Annotated in this window: 15 protein-coding genes; 8 read left to right on the forward strand and 7 right to left on the reverse strand. The window is 32.8% G+C overall.

Annotation, left to right across the window (positions count from 1 at the left end):
- Nucleotides 1-3: 3 nt before the first annotated feature.
- The 3 genes from C8N27_RS04525 to C8N27_RS04535 all read right to left on the reverse strand — a co-directional run bounded on the left by C8N27_RS04525 (nt 4) and on the right by C8N27_RS04535 (nt 10,747).
- Nucleotides 4-4,251 carry a GEVED domain-containing protein gene (locus C8N27_RS04525; RefSeq protein WP_121146446.1) on the reverse strand — a complete coding sequence of 1,416 codons (4,248 nt, stop codon included), beginning with the start codon at nt 4,249-4,251 and terminating at the stop codon, nt 4-6.
- Between the two features lie 245 nt (nt 4,252-4,496).
- The gene (locus C8N27_RS04530) at nt 4,497-7,982 is read right to left on the reverse strand and encodes a M4 family metallopeptidase (protein WP_121146447.1); all 3,486 of its coding nucleotides are present in this window, start codon (nt 7,980-7,982) and stop codon (nt 4,497-4,499) included.
- Between the two features lie 68 nt (nt 7,983-8,050).
- Nucleotides 8,051-10,747 (reverse strand): GEVED domain-containing protein, encoded by a 2,697-nt coding sequence (locus tag C8N27_RS04535; protein WP_121146448.1) that lies wholly within the window; start codon nt 10,745-10,747, stop codon nt 8,051-8,053.
- 326 nt (nt 10,748-11,073) lie between these two features.
- Here C8N27_RS04535 and C8N27_RS04540 point away from each other — a divergent pair, with 326 nt between their 5' ends.
- From C8N27_RS04540 to C8N27_RS04565, 6 genes are read left to right on the forward strand one after another with little or no spacing between them, the layout of a single operon-like run.
- Nucleotides 11,074-12,735 carry an ABC transporter ATP-binding protein gene (locus C8N27_RS04540; protein ID WP_121146449.1) on the forward strand — a complete coding sequence of 554 codons (1,662 nt, stop codon included), beginning with the start codon at nt 11,074-11,076 and terminating at the stop codon, nt 12,733-12,735.
- A 57-nt stretch (nt 12,736-12,792) separates the two neighbouring features.
- Nucleotides 12,793-13,809, forward strand: coding sequence for a sugar nucleotidyltransferase (locus C8N27_RS04545; protein ID WP_121146450.1), 1,017 nt, complete (start codon nt 12,793-12,795; stop codon nt 13,807-13,809).
- The gene (locus tag C8N27_RS04550) at nt 13,787-14,785 is read left to right on the forward strand and encodes a tetratricopeptide repeat protein (RefSeq protein WP_147431702.1); all 999 of its coding nucleotides are present in this window, start codon (nt 13,787-13,789) and stop codon (nt 14,783-14,785) included. Before C8N27_RS04545 ends, C8N27_RS04550 begins: the two co-directional genes overlap by 23 nt.
- Nucleotides 14,786-14,805: 20 nt before the next feature.
- Complete coding sequence (locus tag C8N27_RS04555; RefSeq protein ID WP_099214903.1) at nt 14,806-15,573, forward strand: lipoprotein insertase outer membrane protein LolB1; 768 nt, start codon at nt 14,806-14,808, stop codon at nt 15,571-15,573.
- A 2-nt stretch (nt 15,574-15,575) separates the two neighbouring features.
- Complete coding sequence (locus C8N27_RS04560; protein WP_176550551.1) at nt 15,576-16,793, forward strand: murein hydrolase activator EnvC family protein; 1,218 nt, start codon at nt 15,576-15,578, stop codon at nt 16,791-16,793.
- Between the two features lie 56 nt (nt 16,794-16,849).
- Nucleotides 16,850-17,884: an AI-2E family transporter gene (locus C8N27_RS04565; protein WP_167444720.1), complete on the forward strand. Its 1,035-nt coding sequence runs from the start codon at nt 16,850-16,852 to the stop codon at nt 17,882-17,884.
- 6 nt (nt 17,885-17,890) lie between these two features.
- On the opposite strand, the gene C8N27_RS04570 is transcribed toward C8N27_RS04565, so the two are convergent.
- On the reverse strand, nt 17,891-18,403 hold the full coding sequence (locus C8N27_RS04570) for an acyl-CoA thioesterase (protein ID WP_099214905.1): 513 nt from the start codon (nt 18,401-18,403) through the stop codon (nt 17,891-17,893).
- 59 nt (nt 18,404-18,462) lie between these two features.
- Nucleotides 18,463-19,362, reverse strand: a complete 900-nt coding sequence (locus C8N27_RS04575; protein ID WP_121146453.1) for an HU domain-containing protein — start codon at nt 19,360-19,362, stop codon at nt 18,463-18,465.
- Nucleotides 19,363-19,456: 94 nt separating this feature from the next.
- Here C8N27_RS04575 and dprA point away from each other — a divergent pair, with 94 nt between their 5' ends.
- Nucleotides 19,457-20,554 carry a DNA-processing protein DprA gene (dprA, locus tag C8N27_RS04580; protein ID WP_121146454.1) on the forward strand — a complete coding sequence of 366 codons (1,098 nt, stop codon included), beginning with the start codon at nt 19,457-19,459 and terminating at the stop codon, nt 20,552-20,554.
- Nucleotides 20,555-20,566: 12 nt separating this feature from the next.
- Nucleotides 20,567-21,652 (forward strand): hypothetical protein, encoded by a 1,086-nt coding sequence (locus tag C8N27_RS04585; RefSeq protein ID WP_099214909.1) that lies wholly within the window; start codon nt 20,567-20,569, stop codon nt 21,650-21,652.
- On the opposite strand, the gene C8N27_RS04590 is transcribed toward C8N27_RS04585, so the two are convergent.
- Together C8N27_RS04590 and C8N27_RS04595 are read right to left on the reverse strand one after the other, a co-directional pair.
- Nucleotides 21,649-22,509, reverse strand: a complete 861-nt coding sequence (locus C8N27_RS04590) for a DMT family transporter (RefSeq protein ID WP_121146455.1) — start codon at nt 22,507-22,509, stop codon at nt 21,649-21,651. The two genes, C8N27_RS04585 and C8N27_RS04590, sit on opposite strands and share 4 nt — an antisense overlap.
- A 201-nt stretch (nt 22,510-22,710) precedes the next feature.
- Entirely contained in the window at nt 22,711-23,268 is a 558-nt protein-coding gene (locus C8N27_RS04595; RefSeq protein ID WP_028891635.1) for an RDD family protein, read from the reverse strand.
- Nucleotides 23,269-23,275 lie beyond the last annotated feature (7 nt).

The raw sequence follows: 23,275 nt of genomic DNA on the forward strand, positions 1-23,275 counted from the left end.
CTATTATTTCTTCATTAATTTAATGGTTTCTGATTTTTTACCATCGTTCGCCTCTAATAAATAAATTCCTGTTTTTAAATTAGAAACATTTACAGTACCATTAACTGTTTTTCCTGTTAATACAACTCTACCAATTGTATTTGTTATTTTATAACTTACATTTTCGTTGCTTCCAAATTTTACAGTAACATTACTTATTGCTGGATTTGGGTATGCTGTTAAGCTCGATTTTGCTTCTCTATCTAATGGTTCAGCAAACTCATCACTTGTACCTGATACTGCTACTGAAGATGATGAGTTAACAATATTAACTGTATAATCTTCTACTTCTCCATCTGCAAAAGTTTCACAAGCTGTTGATGCTCCGTTGTACTTCATAGATACACGCATTCTTGTTTGTCCTAATAACGCACTTGATGGAATAGATATGTTTGCTGATCTATTTGCTGCTGTACTAGAAGAACCTAAAGATGTTTGTTCACTACTTTCAAAAGTTCCGTTACGGTTATAATCAATCCAAACCGTAAAATACTCAGTATATGAAGAACCACTAAATCCTGCACTTACAATGATTTGGTTTGTTGTTCCTTGAGTAACTGTTGCAACTTTATTCGTGAAATCACCATACCCTCCATTTGCAGAAGTTGTATTTGTCATTCCTCCAAAAGAAACATAATCTATCCACTCATAAGTAACTCTATTTCCTTTTGAAGAACAATAACTAACAACATTATCTAATGTAGTTACATTTACCGTATTACTTGCTGAAGAAATATTTCCTGCTGCATCTTTTGCTTTTACTGAGAAAGTATAAGCTGTATTAGCTGTTAACCCTGTTACATTGTAAGATGTTGTTGTAACAGTTGTTAATTTAGTTGCTCCTTGATATACGTCATATCCTGTAACACCTACATTGTCTGTTGATGCTGTCCAAGATAAAGTTAATGTAGTTTGTGCAACGTTTGATGAAGCTAAACTACTAGGTGCAGTTGGTGCTTGAGTATCTGCTATTGCAGCTCCAATATTTACTGTATAGTCTTCTACTTCACCGTAAGAGAATGATGCCTCACAAGCTGTTGGTGTTGCATTATACTTCATAACGATTCTCATTCTTGTTGCTCCATCTAAAGCTGAACTTGGTACTGTAAACGATGTGCTTACAGGAGTGTCTTTAGATTTAGCTTTTGTCCACACTGTTTCTCCTGCATCAGAAAAATCTCCATCTTGGTTGTAATCAATCCAAACACCATATCCTTCATCATAACTACTTCCTGTCCAAGTTGGTGTAATTGTAATTGTATTTGATTTTCCTTTTTCTAAATCTGTAGAAATTGCAGTATGATCAGAGTATCCATTTCCTCCTCCTGAAGAATTATCGATACTTCCTAATTGAACTCTTCCAATATATTCATCAGAAACACTATCTCCTTTAGAAGTACAATACGTAATTGTTGCTGCTGTAGTAGTTGCGTTTACGGTATTACTATCTCCTGAAATATTTCCTGCTGCATCTTTTGCCTTTACAGTAAAAGTATACGCTGTACTTGCTGTTAATCCGGTTACATTATATGAAGTAGTTGTTGAACTTCCTATTTTAGTTGCTCCTTGATATACATCATACCCTGTTACTGCAATATTGTCTGTTGAAGCTGTCCAATTTAACGTTAAACTTGTTGCTGTTATAGAGCTTGCTGCTAAACTAGTTGGAGCAGACGGTGCTTCAGTATCAGCAGCAGCATTACTAGTAAATGAACCTGTAAACACTCCTCTACCGTATGTAGAAGCAATTACTTTATTTGTTGTATGATCTCCACTTACATTCCAATAATCAAATGAAGTAACACTAACATCGCTCATTCCATTATATGCTTGATTCCAGTTAGGGTTTGCATCATTAAAATTAGATGTTGACCAAACTCCTAATTGAGTTGCTAAAATAGCTTCAGTTCTGTCTAATGGATTTTGTAAAATATCTCTTACAGGAATATTTGGTAGGTTTCCTTCTTTGCTTACCCAATTTGCTCCTCCGTCTGAAGTAGCCCAAACACTTGTTACCCCATAGTTATGTATTGTTACAAAAATATCATCTTCAGTAGCTCCAAATCTTACTGAAGATACCGAACCAACAAAAGGTGTATTTATGTTTGACCATGTAGCATTAGAATTAGTAACATTTGTTAACTTTAATAGTTTACCATTCGCTAATCCTACAAACCATGCATTATTTGTAAAAGGAGATGCTTGAAAAGCAGTTGGACTTGCGTCTAATAATGCATTTGTAATATTTCCTTTTGAATTTGATGCTACATTAATACTCAAAATTGAGTTAGCAGAACTTGTTGATGCATTTGATAATAGACGGTTTGCATCATTATCATACCCCATAGGGTTTACAAAATCTCCTGTGTTTTGATCACTTGATAACGTTGTTGCTCCTCCTTGCTGTCTACCTAAACCATTCCAAGGTAAGCTAAACCTATATATTACATTATTTACATACGTAGCAATCATATAGTCTCCATCTTTATCAACGAAAGTGTAGAATCCGTCACCATCACTTAATTGAGTAGAGCTATTAATTCCTGCGACTGCATTTCTAAATGCTTGTGTACCGTTATCTTGTGCTCCTGCACTAAAAATTCCGTCAACATCTCCTGCTCCATCAGGACCAATACCTGCTTTTACAAACTGAGTTACATTATAACCTTTGTTTCTTACACTAATTGTACTTCCAGCATTTCCTGAATAATAGATTCCTCCATCATTACCGAATAATATTTTAGAAGAGTCATTATTTCCAAAAGCCATTGAGTGTTGATCTGCATGAACATTTTGATGACCAAAACCTCCGTACCAGTGTGATAATTGAGACCAAGAAGAACCTCCGTTTGTGGTTTTAAATAAGTCGATACCTCCAACATATACAATATTATCATTTGTTGGATCTGCTTCAATTACTAAGTCATAAAACGCTTGTCCTCGACAAAAATCGTTTGCCGAAATGTTTGTATCTGCATCATTTGGTAATGATGTTGCGCTTGCTGTTGAAAAAGCATTTGTTGTTTTATAAATATGAACAGGCGCTGTACTTGTTGTTCCTTGTGTTAATGCATAAATCTTATTTGCATCAGTAGCAGAAGGTTCAATTTCTACTCTATTAGATTCAGTTAATGGAGATGCAGCTGCTTCTGTCCAAGTACCTCCATTTGTTGAGCTAAACACTCTACCTCCACCTTCTCCTAAGGCAGAAGCAATAGTACCCATCCATAAAGTATTGTTAGCACTTACCTCTAAATCATTAGCTATATAATAATAGTCTTTTCCTCCAAAAGTATACTTCATATTAGCAGATTCTATTCTACTCCAATTTGCCCCGTTATCTGTAGAACGATATAATCCAGCAGATTGTAATCCTAACCAATTTCTAGGACTAGAAGAATCTCCGTACACGTGTGCTCCTACTGCAACGAATAATTCTGTTGAAGTTCCATTATCCCATGCTAACACATCGTTTACGAAATGAACTCCTGATAAGAAAACATTACTTGCATTATAATTAATAATTGCATCTCCTGCTGCTGGTATATTAACAGCATTCCATGTTGTACCTCCATCGGTAGTTACATAAACACCGTTTCCTACCACATCACCTGCTGTGTATTGTTCTCCTGTACCTACATACCATCTGTTAGAGTTTCTTGGATCTACTGTAATAGAAGTTACAGATAAATTCCCTGGTACGTTTTGTACTCTTGTCCATTGTGAGTTAGCATTACTGATATCAGTATTTTTCCATAAACCTCCACTTACTCCACCTGCATATACAGTATTATTTGTAGCGTCATTTGGATCAAATAAAACAACTCTTGTACGTCCTCCTACATTATTAGGCCCTCTTTCTGCCCAAGAATTTCCATTGTCTCCTGGACTTTTTTGTTGTGCTCTCTTTTTCAACAGATCTTCTCTCAATCCTGCTAAACTTCCATCTTCCATTTTTCCTGTAGCTGGATTCATGGTGAGTAACTGCATTTGATCAAAATACCTGTTAGGTGGTAACCCTCTAAGTTTTCTTTCTTTTTTCCCCCATTTTAACGATTCATTTAAAGGACTTTCCTTTAAAAAAGTACTATGTACTTTACGTTGTTCGGCCAGTTTATCAGCAACATCTTGCTTTTTAAGATAATCTGAACCAATAATTGAAACTGCTGCAACAGACAGACCTCCAATTAGAAATTTAAACTTTTTGTTCATTTGAATCAATTTAAGTTGAATAATTAAGTTTTTTATTTCCTAATTCTTTTACAATTCTACCTTTTCTTTATCTTTTATACCTTTTGAATAGACTCATTTTAACCCTTTACAAACTAACTTTTAATAGTTTAGCCACCCCTAGCTAAGTCAAAGATTTTATTCTCAATGGTATTTTACAATTTAAAACAAGCAAAAGCCTGAGTAAAAAACTCAGACTTTTGTTTTTCTTTAATGTTTTTAAAAACTTACTTTTTAAATAATTTAGTTGTAAGTAATTTTTGTCCGTCATTTACCTCTAAAATGTACATTCCAGCATTTAACTTTGAAACGTCTAGATTAGAAGATTTTAAACGACCTTCTTTAACTACTTTCCCAACAGTATTTATAAGTTTATAATTTATTTTTTCTGCTTTTGAAGCTAGTTTTATTTGTATAAAATCTACCGCAGGATTAGGATATGTTAATAAATCTAAGCTTTCTTCATTTCCTATTGCTTCTCCGCTAATATTTGCTGCAAAACCAGTTATTGTAGCTACTGAAGAACCAGAAGAAATATTAACAGTATAATCTTCTACCTCACCATAAGTAAATGTTTCACATGCTGTTTGAGCACTGTTATACTTCATAGAAACTCTAAGTCTTGTAGTTCCTGAAACATTTGATGGAATTGTAAAATCTTCATAAAGCTCACCAGCACTTGAAGAAGAACCATTTAGTACTACTTCAGTGTCTTCAAAAACACCATCTTTATCATAATCAATCCATGCTTTCCAGTACTCAGTATAAGAAGAACTACTAAATCCAGCACTTACATATAATCTATTAGATCCTGGAGCCACATTCATTGTAAGGTTTGTATAATCTTTATAACCACCATCGTTTCCTGTGTTATTGTCAACTCCTCCCATAGAAACTCTATCAATCCATTCGTAAGAAGAATTATTTCCTTGAGAAGCACAATACTCTACTGCTGATACTTCTTTTGTTGTAAATGTTGCTGTATTACTCGATGCTGAAACATTTCCTGCAGCGTCTTTAGCTTTTACTGTAAAATTATACGTTGTATTTGCAATTAATCCAGTTAAGTTCATTGATGTACCACTAACAGTTCCTGCACTTGTAGCTCCATTAAATACCTCGTAACTAGTTACTCCAACATTATCTGTAGACGCTGTCCAACTTAATGTTGCTGTTGTTTCTTCAATATTAGATGCAGTTACTGAAGAAGGCGCTGTTGGTGCTTCTGTATCTGGTATAGCATTTGTAATATTAACTGTATAATCTTCTACTTCACCATAAGAGAATGTTGCTTCACAAGCTGTTGGTGTAGCATTATATTTTAATACAATTCTCATTCTAGTAGTTCCTTGAGTTGCTGAAGCTGGTACTGTAAATGATGTACTTACAGGAGTATCTTTCGATGCTGCTTTCGTCCAAACTGTTTCTCCAGAATCAGAAAAATCTCCATCTTGATTATAATCAATCCATACTCCATAACCTTCACTGTAAACAGTACCTGTCCATTTAGGAGTAATAGTTATTGTATTAGAATCACCAATAGATAAATCAGTTGAAATTGTAGTGAAATCAGAATATCCTCCACCTCCATCAGAAGTATTATCTATACTTCCTAATTGGACTCTTTCAATATATTCATCAGCAACACTATTTCCTTGTGAAGAACAATAATTAAGTGGTGGTGTTCCTGTTGTTGTTACATTTAATGTTCCTGGTGTTCCTGTTCCACCTGTTGTGCATTTTGCAGCTACTGATACTGTATATTCTGTTCCACTTAATAATCCTGTAGCGTTAAATGATGTTCCAGCTACATTTGTTGTATTTCCTCCAATAGTTACATCGTAAGAAGCTGCTCCTGAAACTGCCGTCCAAGTTACTGTAAACCCATTATCACCAATATTTGATGAATTTAAGTTTGTTGGTGCTGCTAAAGCACAAGTTTGTACAAACTCTTCTCCTACATTAACTGCATAAAAAGCATTTGTTGTAGAAATTACTTCTTGAGAGTTTGCTCCATATAAATCTGTAGCAGCTTGAATAGCACCAGTTCTTGCATCAGCAAAAGTTGAACTAGCTGATAAATAGTTAGCTTCGGTACGATAAGCAATTTTAGCTGCTTTTGTTATACCTATTCCCGTTACATTATAGTTATCACTTGCATCATTTGTTCCAGATCCACCAACTGATAGTAAATAAAACCATTTATTTAAAACTCCTGAGTTTGTGTGAACTCCACAATAATCATTAAATCTTGTTGGTGTACCACAGTTTGGGTTCTTCCAATAAGTTCCTCCATAAGTATCTGGTTGCCCTTGTGATTTTGGATCATTCATAGAACGTAAAGCAGCAGAACCACTACGTCTGTCTATTTCATCTCCTATTAACCAAACTGAAAGGTCTGGGTTTAAATCGTTTCCATTTCCTTTTGCAAAATGTTCAACAGCTGCTCCCCAAATATCTGAGAAACCTTCATTTAAAGCTCCTGATTCTCTTTGGTATGCTAAGTTTGCTGTATGAGTACATACTGCATGTCCTATTTCATGAGCAGCAACATCGATAGAAGTTAAGGCATCGAAGTTACCATTTCCTTCTGTTCCATTCGAAGAACCATCTCCATAAGACATTACAGAACCATTCCAAAAGGCATTATCATAGTTAGTATCAACATGTACATAGCTTCTAATTTGAGCTCCACTATTATCATAACTATTTCTGTTATGCTTTTGTAAAAAATACTCATAGGTCATCATTGCTCCCCAATGAGCATCTAACGCTGCATCATCTTTATTAGCACTATGTTCTGCTGTAGTCCAATTATTATCATTATCAGTAAACTGATCGTAATTTGTAACATATGGATATGTAGAACCTGGCGCTTGATTTTTTGCATCTCTGGTGTAAATTTTTCTTCCAGAATCACTTAAAATGTAGTTTCCTCCACTTAATGTTGTTTCAATAGTTCTTGTTCCACTATAACGAGTTTGTGCAGTACCTGATGCAAACGCTGCTGTTATAGCTTCTGTAGCTTTTTTACTTTTTTTAGCATGCTCGGTAAGTTCACCTACATGACCAAATTCATCTAAATGCTTAATAATAGCATTGTAAAATAATGCTTCTCCTGTGTGAGCATCTATATATAAATAACCTCTGCTAAGTGGTTTTGTAGCAAAGATGTCAAATTTATAAGCTAATCTTGGTTCTTTTTTTCCAATTACCTCTCTAGGAAGAATTAATAATTCCCCTTCAGGTTTTTTATAGTTATCCATTTCTTTAGCAGCATCAGGAAATTCCCATAAATACTTTTCTGCTCCTGTGTGTGATAAAGCTTTTTGAAATGCTTGAGCTTTTGATAGCTTAGGAATTACTTTTACCTTTCCAACATCATAAAACTCACCATTCATACTCATTAAAGAACCATTCTTTGCATGTGCTGTATAAGTGGCAAACTCTACTTTTACTCCTTTAAATTTTTGTTGAAATTTTTCATGTGTAAAGCCTAAATCATCTCTATTTGATTTAATTTTTTGTAAGCCATCATTTTTAAATAGCTTTAATTTTTGTCTAATTAAATCTGGTGCCTTTTGTAGAGATACCTTTGAAGATTTGTTGAACTTAACGTGTTTTAACTCTCTATTTTCTTGGGCGTTTATCGTATAAACTCCTGCGAATAAAAAAGCAGATAAAAACACAGTTCTTGCATAATTGTGTTTCATTTTTGAAGGGTTTAGTTAATTGATTTTAATTAAAAAGCCTGAGAAATAACTCAGGCTTTCTATAAGAGTTATTTTTTAAACACCTTAGTAGTTAGTAATTTTTGACCATCATTAACTTCTAAAATATACATTCCTGTATTTAGTTTAGAAACATCGATGCTTGAAGAATTTAAGCGTCCAGCTTTCATTACTCTACCAATTGTATTTACAATTTTATAAGTCATATTATCAGCTCTAGAGGCTAATTTTACTTGTATGAAATCTACTGCTGGATTTGGGTACGACATTAAGTCTAAACTGTTTTCATTACCCAATCTCTCACCATTTACACTAGCTGAAGATTCTTGTCTTGTACTAGAAACAATATTTACTGTATAGTCTTCTACTTCTCCATAAGTAAATGTTTCACAAGCTGTTTGAGCAGCATTATATTTCATTGAAACACGCATTCTTGTTGCTCCTAAAGTTGCTCCTGCAGGAACATCAACTGTAGATGTTAAGTTATTTGCACTTGATGAAGATCCTGTTACAACTTTTTCACTACTCTCAAATGTTCCGTTTTGATTAAAATCAATCCAAACAGCCCAATGCTCTGTATATGAAGAACTACTAAACCCTGCACTAATAGTCATTTGGTTTGAGCTTCCTACAGCCAACGTTGCTGTTTTAGAAGTAAAATCAGCATATCCTCCATTATCTCCAGTTGCATTAGTCATTCCTCCTAACTCAACATTATCAATCCACTCATAAGAAGAGTTGTTTCCTTTTGATTCACAGTATGAAACTGAGTTTGATAAAGTTGTTACGTTTATTGCACTACTAGAAGCAGAAACATTTCCTGCTGCATCTTTTGCTCTTACTGAAAAAGTATAAGTAGTTGCTGCTGTTAATCCTGTTACATTTGTTGTAGTTCCTGTTACAGAACCAATATTAGTAGTTCCTTGATAAACATCATAACCAGTTACTCCAACGTTATCCGTAGATGCTGACCAGTTTAATGTTAAAGAAGTTTGCGTTACACTAGAAGCTGCTAAGTTTGTTGGTACAGTTGGCGCTGTTGTATCTGCTGTTACTGCTCCAATTACTACTGTATAGTCTTCTACTTCTCCATAAGAAAATGAAGCTTCACATGCCGTTGGTGTTGCATTGTATTTTAAAACTACACGCATTCTTGTTGCTCCATCTGTAGCAGAAGCTGGCACTGTAAAAGATGTACTAACTGGTGTATCTTTAGATGCAGCCTTTGTCCAAACAGTTTCTCCTGAATCAGAAAAATCTCCATCTTGATTATAATCTATCCAAACACCATATCCTTCGTTATATACAGTTCCTGTCCAAGTTGGTGTAATAGTGATTGTATGAGAAGTTCCTTTTGCTAAATTTGTTGAAATTCCTGTATGGTCAGAATAACCATTTCCTCCTCCAGTACTATTATCAATAGTTCCTAATTGTACTCTTCCAATATATTCATCAGAAACACTATTTCCTTTTGATGAACAATAAGAAATTGTTACTTCAGGAGTAGTAAAAGTTGAAGAAGCACTATATGCTGAATTTGAACCATCAGAACATTTACTACGTACTTGTACTTCATATTGAGTAGATGCTGATAATCCGCTTAAAGATGTTGAAGTTCCTGAAACCGCATTAGTTGTCCATGATGAAGTTCCTGTTTGACGATATCTTACATCGTATGTAGCTCCTGAAACTGCTGTCCAAGATACTGATGCTCCTGAAGAAGTAATACTAGATACAGTTACACCTGTTGGTACCGTTGCTGTACATGAAGTAGAACCTCCAGTTTTATCTGATAAAGCTAAACTTCTACGTACTCCTCCTGACTCTAAAACAGCACGCATTCTATTTTTTTGACCTAAAGTAAATAGGTTCATACAAGTATCATCAGAGTAATCCATGTAGTTTTCAACCATATCTGCTGATCCACAAGAAGAGTGACTTGAAGCACATCCGTAGTTTGCAGCATCAGATTCTGGAGTATCAGAAACAAAATCGTCAACACCACAACCACCATCACCCCAGATGTGTCTAAGGTTTAAAAAGTGACCTACTTCGTGAGTAGTTGTTCTTCCTTTGTCAAATGGAGATGATAAATAAAAACCTGATCCTTTATCTGAACTACCAAAATATTGTGGACTCATTACAACTCCATCAGTAGCAGCACTACCTCCTGGAAATTGTGCATATCCTAAGATTCCACCACCAATATTACATACCCACATGTTAAGGTATTCTGAAGCATCCCATGGGTCTACTCCTCCTTGTGATGATTTTTTCATTGCATCATTAGTTCCCCATGAAGTTTTAGATGATGACTTTCTTGTAATACCAGTTGTTGGATTACCATTTGGGTCTACTTGAGCTAAATAAAACTCTATTTCAGTATCTGCTGCTTGAGACCACTTATTTGTTTTATCTGAGTTCGTTCTTCTGTAATCTTCATTTAAAACATCAATTTGTGATTGAATTTGTGCCACACTGATGTTTTCTTGTGAATTACTATAAATAACGTGTACAACTACTGGGATTTGAATAATATTTCCTACTATTTTTCCTTGGTAGTTCTTCTTTTCTGCAATTCTTTTTTGAGTAAAAGACTCAATTTCTTGCATTTTGCTTTTTAAAGAAGGATTAAGGGATTGTCTGTACTCAAGATTTTCCATTGAGTGACAGTTTCTTTTTTCTTGGGCATACGAAGCACCAACAAAAAATAAGCACAGAAGTGCTAGGGTAATTTTGTTTTTCATTTTTGAAGGGTTTTTAGTTGAATTAATAAAACTTTAAGAGCCTTTTTTAAGCTTAAACCTTAAATAAAAACTCTTAATTATTTGTTAAAACATTGACAAATATATAAAAAAAGATAAAAAAAGATGTTTTTTAAACAGTTAATTAACTGTTTATGTTTCTTTTATAAAACCAAAACAACCCTTTATCCCAGTTAAACACTAGGTTTATTAGGAAAGAAAAAAAGATAATCTATTACTACTTACCTATCAAACAGTTAAGATAAATCCTCTTTCTGAAAACGCATAATAGAGATATAAATTGTATTTTTATTAAAATTTTATGATTAATGCTTGAAGTTAAAAACTTAGAAATATCCTTTAAAAACTCTCAGCCTTTAGTTCAACAAGTATCTTTTAGTGTTGAAAAAAATAAAACATTAGGAATCGTAGGCGAGAGTGGTAGCGGTAAATCAATAAGTTCTTTAGCTATTTTAGGGTTACTTCCTAAAACTGCTACGGTGAAAGGTGATCTATTTTTTAACCAACAACCTTTATTAGGTTATAATGAGCAAGATTATCAAAAAATACGAGGTAATGAAATTGCCATGATTTTTCAAGAACCCATGAGTTCTTTAAACCCTACATTAACTTGTGGTTTTCAAGTTGTTGAAATGTTACAGCAACATACACAATTACCTAATCAAGAAATCAAAGAAGAAGTTATTTCTTTGTTTTCAAAAGTAAAACTTCCAAGACCTGAGGCTATTTATAACTCATATCCTCATCAAATAAGCGGAGGACAAAAACAGCGTGTAATGATTGCTATGGCAATTGCTTGTAAACCTCAACTTTTAATTGCTGATGAACCTACTACAGCATTGGATGTTACTGTACAAAAAGAAATAATTTCTTTATTAAAAGAATTACAACAAGAATTTGAAATGGGAATTATTTTTATTTCTCACGATTTAGCATTAGTTTCTGAAATTGCAGATTCTGTCGTTGTTATGCATAAAGGAAAAATAGTAGAGAAGGGAAGTGCTAATCATCTTTTTTTACATCCAAAAGAAAATTATACAAAAGCTTTAATCAATTCAAAACCAAACACAAAAAAACGACTTAAAACTTTACCTATAGTTAGTGACTTTATCAACGAAACTATAGATTCTACAATTTATACAGATGAAGAGCGCAATGCTTTTCATCAAAAAATATACAGGCGCCCTCCTTTGCTAGAAATTGTAAATTTGCATAAAGATTTTATTAGTAATGCTTCATGGTTTTCAAAACCAGCTATTGTGAAAGCAGTCAATGATGTGTCTTTTAAAATTTATGAAGGAGAAACATTAGGACTAGTAGGAGAGAGTGGCTGTGGAAAAACCACTTTAAGCAGAACTATTTTACAACTAGAAAAAGCTACTTCTGGAAGTATTTTATACAAGGGCACTGACATTACGAAACTTTCAAAATCGGCTTTTAAAAAACTCCGAAAAGATATCCAAATAATTTTTCAAGATCCCTTTTCTTCTTTGAATCCGAGAATTACAGTAGGTAACGCGATTTTAGAACCAATGAAGGTTCATCACATACTTAACTCGAACAATGAGCGAAAAGAATATGTGTGTAATTTGTTAGAAAAAGTAGGTTTAGAAGCATCTCATTTTAACCGATACCCACATGAATTTTCAGGTGGTCAGCGTCAACGTATAGGAATTGCTCGTGCTATTGCTTTACAACCCAAACTAATTATTTGTGATGAATCTGTTTCGGCTCTGGACGTGTCTGTACAAGCTCAAGTGTTAAATTTATTAAACCAACTAAAATCAGAATTTAATTTTACTTACATATTCATTTCTCATGATTTATCGGTCGTAAAATATATGGCCGATCAATTGGTTGTGATGAACAAAGGTAGGGTAGAAGAGATTGCTGATGCAGACGAAATTTACCAACATCCAAAGACAAAATACACCCAAACATTAATCGAAGCTATTCCAAAAGGGCTATGACTTTTTTCACTGCGTTATTAATGGTATATTGCACCGTTAAAAACGAAAAGAGAGAATATGAAGATTATAGTACCAATGGCTGGAATTGGGTCTCGTTTAAGACCTCATACATTAACAACTCCTAAGCCATTAACAGTTATTGCTGGTAAATCAATTGTACAGCGATTAGTAGAGGATATTACTTCTGTTGTAGACCAACCTATAGAGGAAATTGCTTTTATAATTGGGCCTGCTGCTAAAGGGTTTCCTGCTGATACAAAAGATAAATTAATAAAAATAGCAGAAAATTTAGGTGCAAAAGGTTCTGTATACGTACAAGAAGAAGCGTTAGGAACTGCACACGCTATTTACTGTGCTAAAGAATCATTAGGTGGTTCTTGCGTTGTCGCTTTTGCTGATACATTATTTAAGGCTGACTTTACCTTAGACGCTAATGCTGATGGGGCTATTTGGGTGAAGCAAGTAGAAGATCCAAGCGCTTTTGGTGTGGTAAAATTAAAAGACGGTTTTATTACTGATTTTGTTGAAAAACCTAAAGAATTTGTCTCTGATTTAGCTATTATTGGTATTTATTACTTTAAAGATGCTGACAAGTTACTTGAAGAAATAAAATATTTAATTGATAACGATATCAGACCTTCTGGTGAATATCAATTAACTGAAGCTCTTGAAGCTTTAAAAGTAAAAGGAGCTAAATTTATTCCTGGAAAAGTAAATACTTGGATGGATTGTGGTAAAAAAGACCCAACTGTAGATACTAACAAGCAAGTTTTAGGTTTTGAACAAGCTGATGGCAACAATTTAGTGTCTGAAGACGTTGTATTAGAGAACGCTGAAATTATTCAGCCATGTTATGTTGGAAAAAATGTAGTGTTGAAAAATACTAAAATAGGACCTTTTGTTTCAATTGGAGAAAATAGTGTTGTTGAAAACTCAACAATAACAAACTCTTTAATTCAAACAAACGTGCATATTTCAAATGCCAATTTAGATAATGCAATGATTGGTAACCACGCAAAATACAATGCTAATTATACATCGGTAAGTATAGGTGATTATACAGAGCTTACATAAAATCTCAATAGAAAAGAGAAGAGAGAAGAGAGAGAAAATTATTTTTTCTAAAGTGATACTGTCTTTTTTCTTTCTTCTTTTTTCTTTCTTTCTAAACGCTCAAGATAGCATTCCTGCATCAGTTAATACAGCTGAGAAAAACAATATAGAGTTTCAACAGCATTTTTTTAAAGCACTTTCAGACAAAGCTATTTTTAACTATCAAAAGGCTATACAAAGTCTAGAAAAGTGTAACAGAATACTTCCAAATAACAAAGCTGTTTTATTTGAACTTTCTAAAAACTATGAAAAGTTAGGCAGAAACCCTGAAGCTTTGACCTATATTGATTTAGCTTTAGAATTGGAACCCAATAATGTTTGGATGCTTGAACACAAAGTTTTTACTTTAAGAAAGTTAGCTAATTTTTCTGATGCTATCATTGCTCAACAAAAAATAGCTACTACACACCCTAAGAAAAAACAATTGCTTGTTTTTTTACATTTACAAAACAAAGATCTTACGTCTGCTAAAAAAGTATTGGCTGAATTAAAAGAAGCTAAATTATTAAACAGTAGACTTCGTTCTATTGAAAGAAAAATAAATGCTCGAAAAACAACTGAAGAGCAACCAACAAAAATTACTGAAAACCTTAACCCTAAATCACTTTTTGAAAAAGAAAAGTCCTATAAAAATTTAAAAACTTTATTAGATAAGTTAGCTGCTGACAACGATGCTGACTTGTTAAAATACAGTGAACAAGGTTTATCTCTTTTTCCTGCACAACCTTTTGTATACTTAATGAACGGAAAAGCGTTTAATAACAATAAAGATTATAAAAAAGCATTAGAAACCTTACAAAACGGCATTGATTTTGTTATTGATAATAATGAAATAGAAGCCAAGTTTTACTTAGAAATGTCTAAAGCTTACCAAGGATTGAATAATATTAAAAAAGCCAATTCTTATAAAAACAAAGCTGAAAAGATTTTAAAATAAGTTTCGTTAGTACAAATTTTATGAAATATACCACCTTATTAGTTATATTATTTTTAGGATTAACCTCTTGTAAATCTACCAAAAACGTTACTGGTGATGTCGCTATTAAAGAACTGTCGGCACGCAAAGTAGCTAAGAAACATATTGCTACAAGTTTTGACAAAAAAACGGTAGATGCTCGTTTAAAAGTTAATTACAAAAACAATAAAGAAAGTTTAGGTTTTTCAGTACGAATGAAAATAAAAAAAGATGAAGTTATTTGGTTAAAAGGAACCAAAATCATCTCTATTTTTAAAGCTAAAATCACTCCAACAAAAGTGCAGTTTTACTCTCCATATGAAAAGAGTTATTTTGATGGGGATTTTATGATGCTAAAAAAACTATTAGGAACTGATATTAACTTTCAACAATTACAAAGCATGTTGTTAGGTGAAGCTTTAATGGATGTAAAATCTGAGCGTCAAGAAGTTCAAATTCAAGAAAAATCATATCAGTTATCTCCTAAAAAACAACCTGTTTTATTCGATTTGTTTTTCTATGTAAACCCTAAACACTTTAAACTAAATAAACAGTTAATCGTAAACTCATTAAAAGATCAACGTTTAGATATTAGTTACCCAAAATATTATAAGAAAAATACTACTTTTTTCCCTGAGAAAATTAACATAAAAGCTAAAGAAAAAAATAAATTTACTATTATTGATATTACTACACGCTCAGTAGAATACGATACTAAACTAAATGTAAGTTTTAATATTCCTAACGGATACAAAGAAATTCAATTATAATTATGAAGTACCCTGTTTTTTACATCTCTTTTTTATGCCTGTTTTTTGTAGGAATTTCTTCTTTTGCTCAAAGTAGGAAAGAGCTAGAAAATAGGCGAAAGAAACTAAAAAATGAAATAGAGCAGGTTAATAATCTTTTGTTTAAAACAAAGAAAAAAAAGAGCAGTGCTTTAGATGATTTAAAAGACCTAAACCAAAAAATTGGTGTTAGAGAACGCTTAATTGAAACTATTGAGTTAGAAACCAAATTACTTTCAAAAGAAATCAAATCTAACGAGCAACAATTAAAAAAATACAACGACGAACTAGCTGAATTAAAAAATGACTACCGAGACATGGTAGTTAAATCTTATAAAAGTAAATCGCAACAGAGTAAAACCATGTTTTTATTGTCTTCTGAAAGCTTTTACCAAGCCTATAAGCGCTTAAAGTACATGCAACAGTACAAAGACTACAGAAAAAAGCAAGGAGAAGAAATTATCGTAAAAGCAAAAGAAGTAGAGCAATTAAACGATTCACTAACTGCTCAAAAAAAATCAAAAGAAGCTTTACTTTCTGACGAGAAAAGTCAGAAAAAAGAAATTGAAGACGATAAGAAAAACCAAGAAAAACTCATCTCTAAAATTAAAAAAGAAGAGAAAAAATACAAAAGCGATTTACAGAAAAAGCAACGAGAAGAGAAAAGAATTGCTGCAAGAATAGATAAGTTAATTAGAGATGCTATTGCTAAAGCTAACAAAGGCAAAAAAACTACAAAAGGTAAAACCAAAAGCTCTGGTTTTATTTTAAATGCCGAAGAAAAAGCTTTACTTGCTAACTTTGAACAAAACAGAGGTAATTTACCTTGGCCTGTTAAAGGTGTAATTACACGAAAATTTGGAGTACAACCACACCCAACATTTCCTGGAATTAGTATCAATAGTCACGGGTTATATATTGCTACCAAAGCAAATACTGATGTAAAGAGTATTTTTAACGGAAAAGTACTGGTTATTCAATTGCATTCTGATGGAAGAAAATCAGTTTTAGTACAACATGGTAACTATATTTCTGCATACAATAAGTTAAAAGAAGTATATGTTAAAAAGGGAGACGTAGTAAAAACTGGTGAAAAATTAGGAAAAGTGTTTACCAATAAAGTTACTGGTAAAACACAGCTTAGTTTTATGTTATACAAAAACAGAAACCGATTGAACCCTGCACAATGGATTCGCTCATAACACCAAAAAAACATTTATAAATTTTATTTTTTTAAATTGTAATCAAATTTAAACGTGTGAAAAACGCATCAAACTTTATTATTGTAACCGTAGCGATTATTGCAACATTGGTTATTGGAAAAGGAATTTTAATTCCTTTTGTTTTTGCACTTATTTTTTGGTTTTTAACACGTGAAATTCGGAAAACCATCTATAAAATTCCTTTTGCTAAACGCTTTATTCCTTTTTGGCTAAGTAATGTGTTTGTTTTTACACTTATAATTTTAGGTTTTGGTTTTGTTTCTGAAATAATTACCAACAGTATTTCAAATTTAACCACTTCGTACTCAAAATACGAACCGAATGTTGATGCTATTATAAAACGTTTAGACGCTTATTTTCATATCGATATTATTAAGTCATTACAATCGGTTGTTGGGGATTTCGATTACGGCTCTGTTTTAGGCGATATAGCGAACGGAATTAGTAGTTTGCTAGGAAATACCTTTATGATTATTATTTATGCCTTATTCATCTTCTTAGAGGAAAGTAATTTTAAAAAGAAGTTGCAAAAAGTATTTATGAGTTCTCAAAACAACCCTAAAAGCTTTCAATTTATCTTAAAAAAGATTGAAGACTCTATTTCAAATTATTTACGACTAAAAACCTATGTTAGTTTATTAACTGGTATACTTAGTTATTTTGTGTTGTTGTTAGTAGGGGTAGACGGAGCCCCATTTTGGGCATTTCTTATCTTTTTACTGAATTATATTCCTACTATAGGATCATTAATAGCAACTGCTTTTCCTGCGATATTTTGTTTAATTCAATTTGGAGAATTTCCTCCTTTTTTAGTCGTATTATTTGCAGTTGGAAGTATCCAAGTAGTAGTTGGTAATGTTGTAGAACCTAGAGTTTTTGGAAAGTCGCTAAATTTAAGTCCGTTAGTTACTATACTTTCTTTAGCTGTTTGGGGAGAAATATGGGGAATAACAGGAATGATACTTTCAGTGCCTATTACGGTAATTATGATTATTATCTTTTCACAGTTTGATAAAACAAAAAACATTGCCATTTTCTTATCTGAAAGCGGCAATGTTGATGAAATATAAACTGTTTTAATCCATAAAAATAGATTTCAACTCTATTGCTTCCTTAGGATCCATTTTTCCTGCTAAAACCAAGCTTAATTGCTTTCTACGCAAAGCTGCTTCATAACGTTGCTTTTCTAATTCTGTTTCTGGTTCAATTTGAGGAATTGGCACTGGTTTTCCTGTTTCATCAACAGCTACAAACGTATAAATACCTTCATTTACCTTCGTTTTTTCACCAGATTGACGGTCTTCAATCCAAACATCTACATAAATCTCCATTGATGATTTAAAAGCACGTGAAACCTTTGCTTCTAAAGTTACCACACTTCCTACAGGTACCGACTTGGTAAATGCTACGTGGTTTACAGAGGCTGTTACTACAATTCTTCTCGAATGACGGCGCGCAGCAATACTACAAGCTCTATCCATACGAGCTAATAATTCTCCTCCAAAAAGGTTATCTAAATAATTTGTTTCTCCTGGTAAAACTAAATCGGTAAGTACAGTTAACGATTCTTTTGGTGATTTTGCTCTCATCAATTAAATTTTGCTGCAAAGATACAGCAACAAAAAAATCTACCTAAAATAAATGCAGATTATTTAGCCAATAACCAAGCGTCTTCGCTTACTGATTCTTTAATAATTTCTAAGGCTTTTCTAGCTTCAACCTTAGTTGCATAACTTGCAAAAGCTACTTGAGTTAAGCCTAATCCATTCTTTCCAACGATAGAAGCATCATAACCTTTATCTTGTAGTTCAGCTAATTTATTTTCAGCATTGTGCTCTTCTTGAAAAGCTCCTGCTATGATATGAAAATTTCTAGCTTCTTTACTTACGTTTAAGTTAATGGTTGGTAACGGATTTTCAATTACAAAAGTTGCTGATTGAATCTTCTTCTCAACAGCCTCTTCTTGGTTTGCTAATACTTCTTGTTGTTGATTTTGAACACCATTCCATCCTACATAAGCAATTCCTACAAAAACAGCCGCTGCTGCAGCTCTTCTTACATATAACGGAATTGTTCTTTTGTTTTCTTCAGTAGTTGTAGTAGGTAATGATTTAACTGTTACTTCTTTTACTCTTTCTACAGATGGTGTTGAAACCTCAGCCAAACCAAAAGACTCCGCCAAAAAGTTACTAGATGGATTAGGTTCGAAAACAACTTGTTTCGCTTCATTTAAAGACAAGCTTCCTACAGAAGCAACAGTTACACTTGTTGTTTCCAACTTCTCATTCCATTGTGCAACTTCCTCAGCAATAAAAGTAACAGCTTCTTCAAAAGAAATATTTTTACTCGAAGCTATATAATTAGCCAATAAACCATCATTATGTTGTAAATACGCGTTAAACGTTAGTTGTTTTTTTGGCGGATAAAAAGTGTGGCTAGTAGTATTTACTCTAGCACCAATTTTATTCGTTACAAATCCTCCAAAATTAGGAACAATTACGCAATCGTATCTATATAATAAATCGTTAATGTAGTCGGCTAATCTCATAAGAACAAATATAGCCTATTAGTGCATTACTTTCAAGTAATCTCGTAATTTTTATTAACAGTTTTTTGTATATTGATACTCAAATTATTGCTATATGAACTCAGAAAAATTGCTAGCCATTCTACGGTTACAAGCAACAAAAAATGTAGGTGATATTTTGGCAAAAAAGCTAATTACCACCACAGGAAGTGTTGAACAAGTGTTTTTAGAAAAGAAAAACTCCCTACATAAAATTAACGGAATTGGAGCTCATGTAACCCAACATCTCTTTGATGAAAACAACCTAAAAAGAGCAGAAGAGGAACTAACATATATTCAACAAAACAACATTTCTTTTTCGTATTTTTTAGATGAAGATTACCCTCAACAACTAAAGCATTGTATTGATGCTCCTATCTTACTTTTTAAAGATGGAAACCTCAACCTAAACAATAATAAAATCATTTCAATTGTAGGAACTCGGAAAATGAGTTCGTACGGACGCGATTTCTGTAATGAACTTATTAAAGATTTGAAAGATTATAACCCTATAATTGTAAGTGGATTTGCTTATGGAGTAGACATTTGTGCACATAAGGCCGCAATAAAAAACAACTTACAAACTATTGCTGTCTTGGCACATGGATTGGATGAAATTTATCCGAAAGCTCATAAAAAATATATTCACCAAGTAAATGAAAATGGTGGACTTATTACTGAGTTTTGGCACGATGAGCAACCTATGAGAGAAAACTTTTTAAAACGAAATCGCATTGTAGCAGGATTATCAAAAGCGACAATTATCATTGAATCTGCTGAAAAAGGTGGCTCATTAGTTACTTCAGATATTGCCAATTCGTACAACCGAGATGTATTTGCACTACCTGGTAGAGCTACTGATGTATATAGCAAAGGATGTAATAATCTCATTAAAAATAATCAAGCACATTTACTCACTTCGGCTCAAGATATTATAACAATGCTCAATTGGGATCTACGACAAGCTGCCGTACCCAAACAAAAAGAATTATTTGTTGAGCTTAACTCTAACGAACAAAAAATACACGATTATTTACAACAAAACGGTAAACAGTTATTAGATGTTATTGCGTTGGATTGTAATCTTCCTACTTATCAACTATCATCTATTTTAGTTCAAATGGAATTAAAAGGGGTTATAAAACCTTTACCGGGAAAAATGTTTGAAGTTTAGTACCTTTGAGGCATGTCAGAATATAAACTCATATCACAAAAAAAACCTGCTTTTCCAGTTAATAAAAAACTAGGAAACTACTTGAAAAGGCATAACAGAACTATAAAGATTCCTATTTTTTATGATGATTTGTTACGTTTTCAAGGGGCGGTTGCTGTGTATGATAAGCACGATAACGATACGTTGTGGATACGTGTTTTTTACAATGAGTTTGAGCGAGCAGAAATTGATTTATACCTAAAAAAAGTATACAACATCTTACACTCTAATGGTTCTGATGCCAGTATTAAACACTTAAATGTTGATGCTATCGACTTTTGTACGTTTGGTAACTCAAAACCTTTTCGTATAAAAATTCGAAATATTTTAAATGATAACTACACTTATTTTTACGTAAAAAGAACCGATGCTTCTCGTATTTACGGACTAGAGCTAGAGGATATTTTATCACCTTATAACTTAAACTTTTTGGTATATGAAGATACACTCATAGAAGAGCACATATCAGGAATTCCAGGAGATGTTTTTATCAACGATTATTTAGAGGATTGTTTAGATATTGAAAAAGCACAACTAGCTAAAGAATTTGTAAAGTTTAACGAACGTTGTATGATTCGTTTGTTGGGTGATATGCGTTCGTACAACTATGTTGTAGTGCCTACACACGATTTTGAAAATGTGGTATATAAAATTCGTCCGATAGATTTTGATCAGCAGTGTTATGAAGGGAAGTTTAAAGTGTATTATCCACAGTTTTTTAAAGAAAATTTAAAGCTAGTTCAATTGGTAGGAGACAAGCTTACTTCAGAATCTATTGAGCAATATCAAATAGAAGAACGATCAATTGTTGCTAAAAGAATTTTAGGTTCTCGTTCTCGATTAAACCGCTTGCTTGCTGCTATGAAATCAGATAATATTTCTACTCCTAAAAATATCGAACAATTAAAATCTGAAATTTTTGAGTTTACTGGTGATATTAATTTTAGAGATAGTGACGGTATGGGAGAGGTTTTAGATAGCGCACTAACTTTTGTTCGTAGAAATTATGAAGATGTAAGTATGAAAACCATTATTCAGCAGCAGCAAAGAATACATTAGCCTTTTCTACTTCTAATACTTTCAATAATTACTGTTGTTAAAATCAGGCTTCCACCAATAAACGTGTTCCACGTGGGAACTTCGTTTAAGAAAATAAATGCTAACAAAATTCCGAAAACAGGCTGAATACTACTTATTATGCTTGCAGTTGATGCGGTGAAAAACTGTAAGGAGTGTACCATTAAACTATGTCCAATAGCGGTAGTTAACAACGCTAATAATAACAAATAGGGGAGTTGCTCTTGAAATCCTGAAACATCCATAAAAAATAAGACTGGGACTAATAAGACTGTAATGATTACGGTTTGATAAAACATCAACATTACTCCGTTGTATTGTATTACGTATTGCTTTAATATTAAAATTCTTATAGAATACGATAGGGCAGAGAGTAAGCCAAACAATACTCCTTGAACTTGGGTGTTTTTAATATCAAACTCAGGAGCTAGAATATACAGTCCTAGTAAAACCATTAGACCTAATACAATGTGAATTGGGTTGAGTTTTATCTTTAAAAATAGCGGTTCTAAAAAAGCAATCATTACTGGAAAAGTGTACAGCGACAACATTCCAATGGCTACATTAGATAGTTTTAAAGCGTAGAAATACGTAATCCAATGTGCCCCCATAAAAATTCCGCCCATTAAAAACGGAAACAAATGTCTTCTTGATTGTATGGTTAAATCAATCTTTTTAAATCGGCAAAACACGTATAAAATTACCATAGCAAACACCGAGCGAAACCACACAATAACTTCTGAAGGCATTGCAATATATTTACCTAGTACTCCTGAAGTACTGATAAATAACGTAGCTAAAATAATTCCTGATAGATTTTTTGCGTGATTGGTTTGCATGGATGTAAAAGTATGTCATTTCGACCAGAGGAAGAAATCTCTTTTAAAGGAGTAACTCTTAATCTTAAGATTTCTCGCTACCGCTCGAAATGACGTTTTGTTTGTTCTCTTCATTGCGAGTGGAACGTGGCAATCTTTTAATCATGAAGTTCCCAACAAACAGATTACTTTGCTTACTTCAATACAGCATTTTTTTATTCTTTACAACAGCTTACTTAACCCATAAAAAAACAATCCTCCTAATATTAAAATTCCAATAAAATTTACTTTCACTTTTATATTTTTTAGATCATTCCAAATAAATTTTAATTCCTCCTTTTCTGATGTGATAACTTTGGTATTTGCAAGAAAATCTCCAAGACGTCTTTGAGGGTTTATTAGTCCAACAATTACTTCTAAAGGCCAACCAATAATAGTTAAGTTTCTTAAAAAACATTGAAATTCACTCGCTGGTTTGCTCGTTTTAATATCAATAATTTGATACCCCATGATTCGTTTTGCAGGACTTTTTGCTTTTAAAAAATCTTTGTTCATGTAAATAAACATTGGTATAGAAAACAGTATCATTCCTATAGATTTTGTATGAGTTAGTTCAAATTTAAAAACTATCACTGAAACTATAATTCCTAATGGAATGGTTAAAAGACACATTATGAAATGATCTAATAACATACTCGAAACACGATAAAACCTTGGGCTAATATTCGAAATCCTACTAATTTCTTTATGTATAAACCCTTTATCTTCTATATCTTCCATTATTAAT

It is taken from the genome of Tenacibaculum discolor (assembly GCF_003664185.1).
GTDB lineage: Bacteria > Bacteroidota > Bacteroidia > Flavobacteriales > Flavobacteriaceae > Polaribacter > Polaribacter discolor.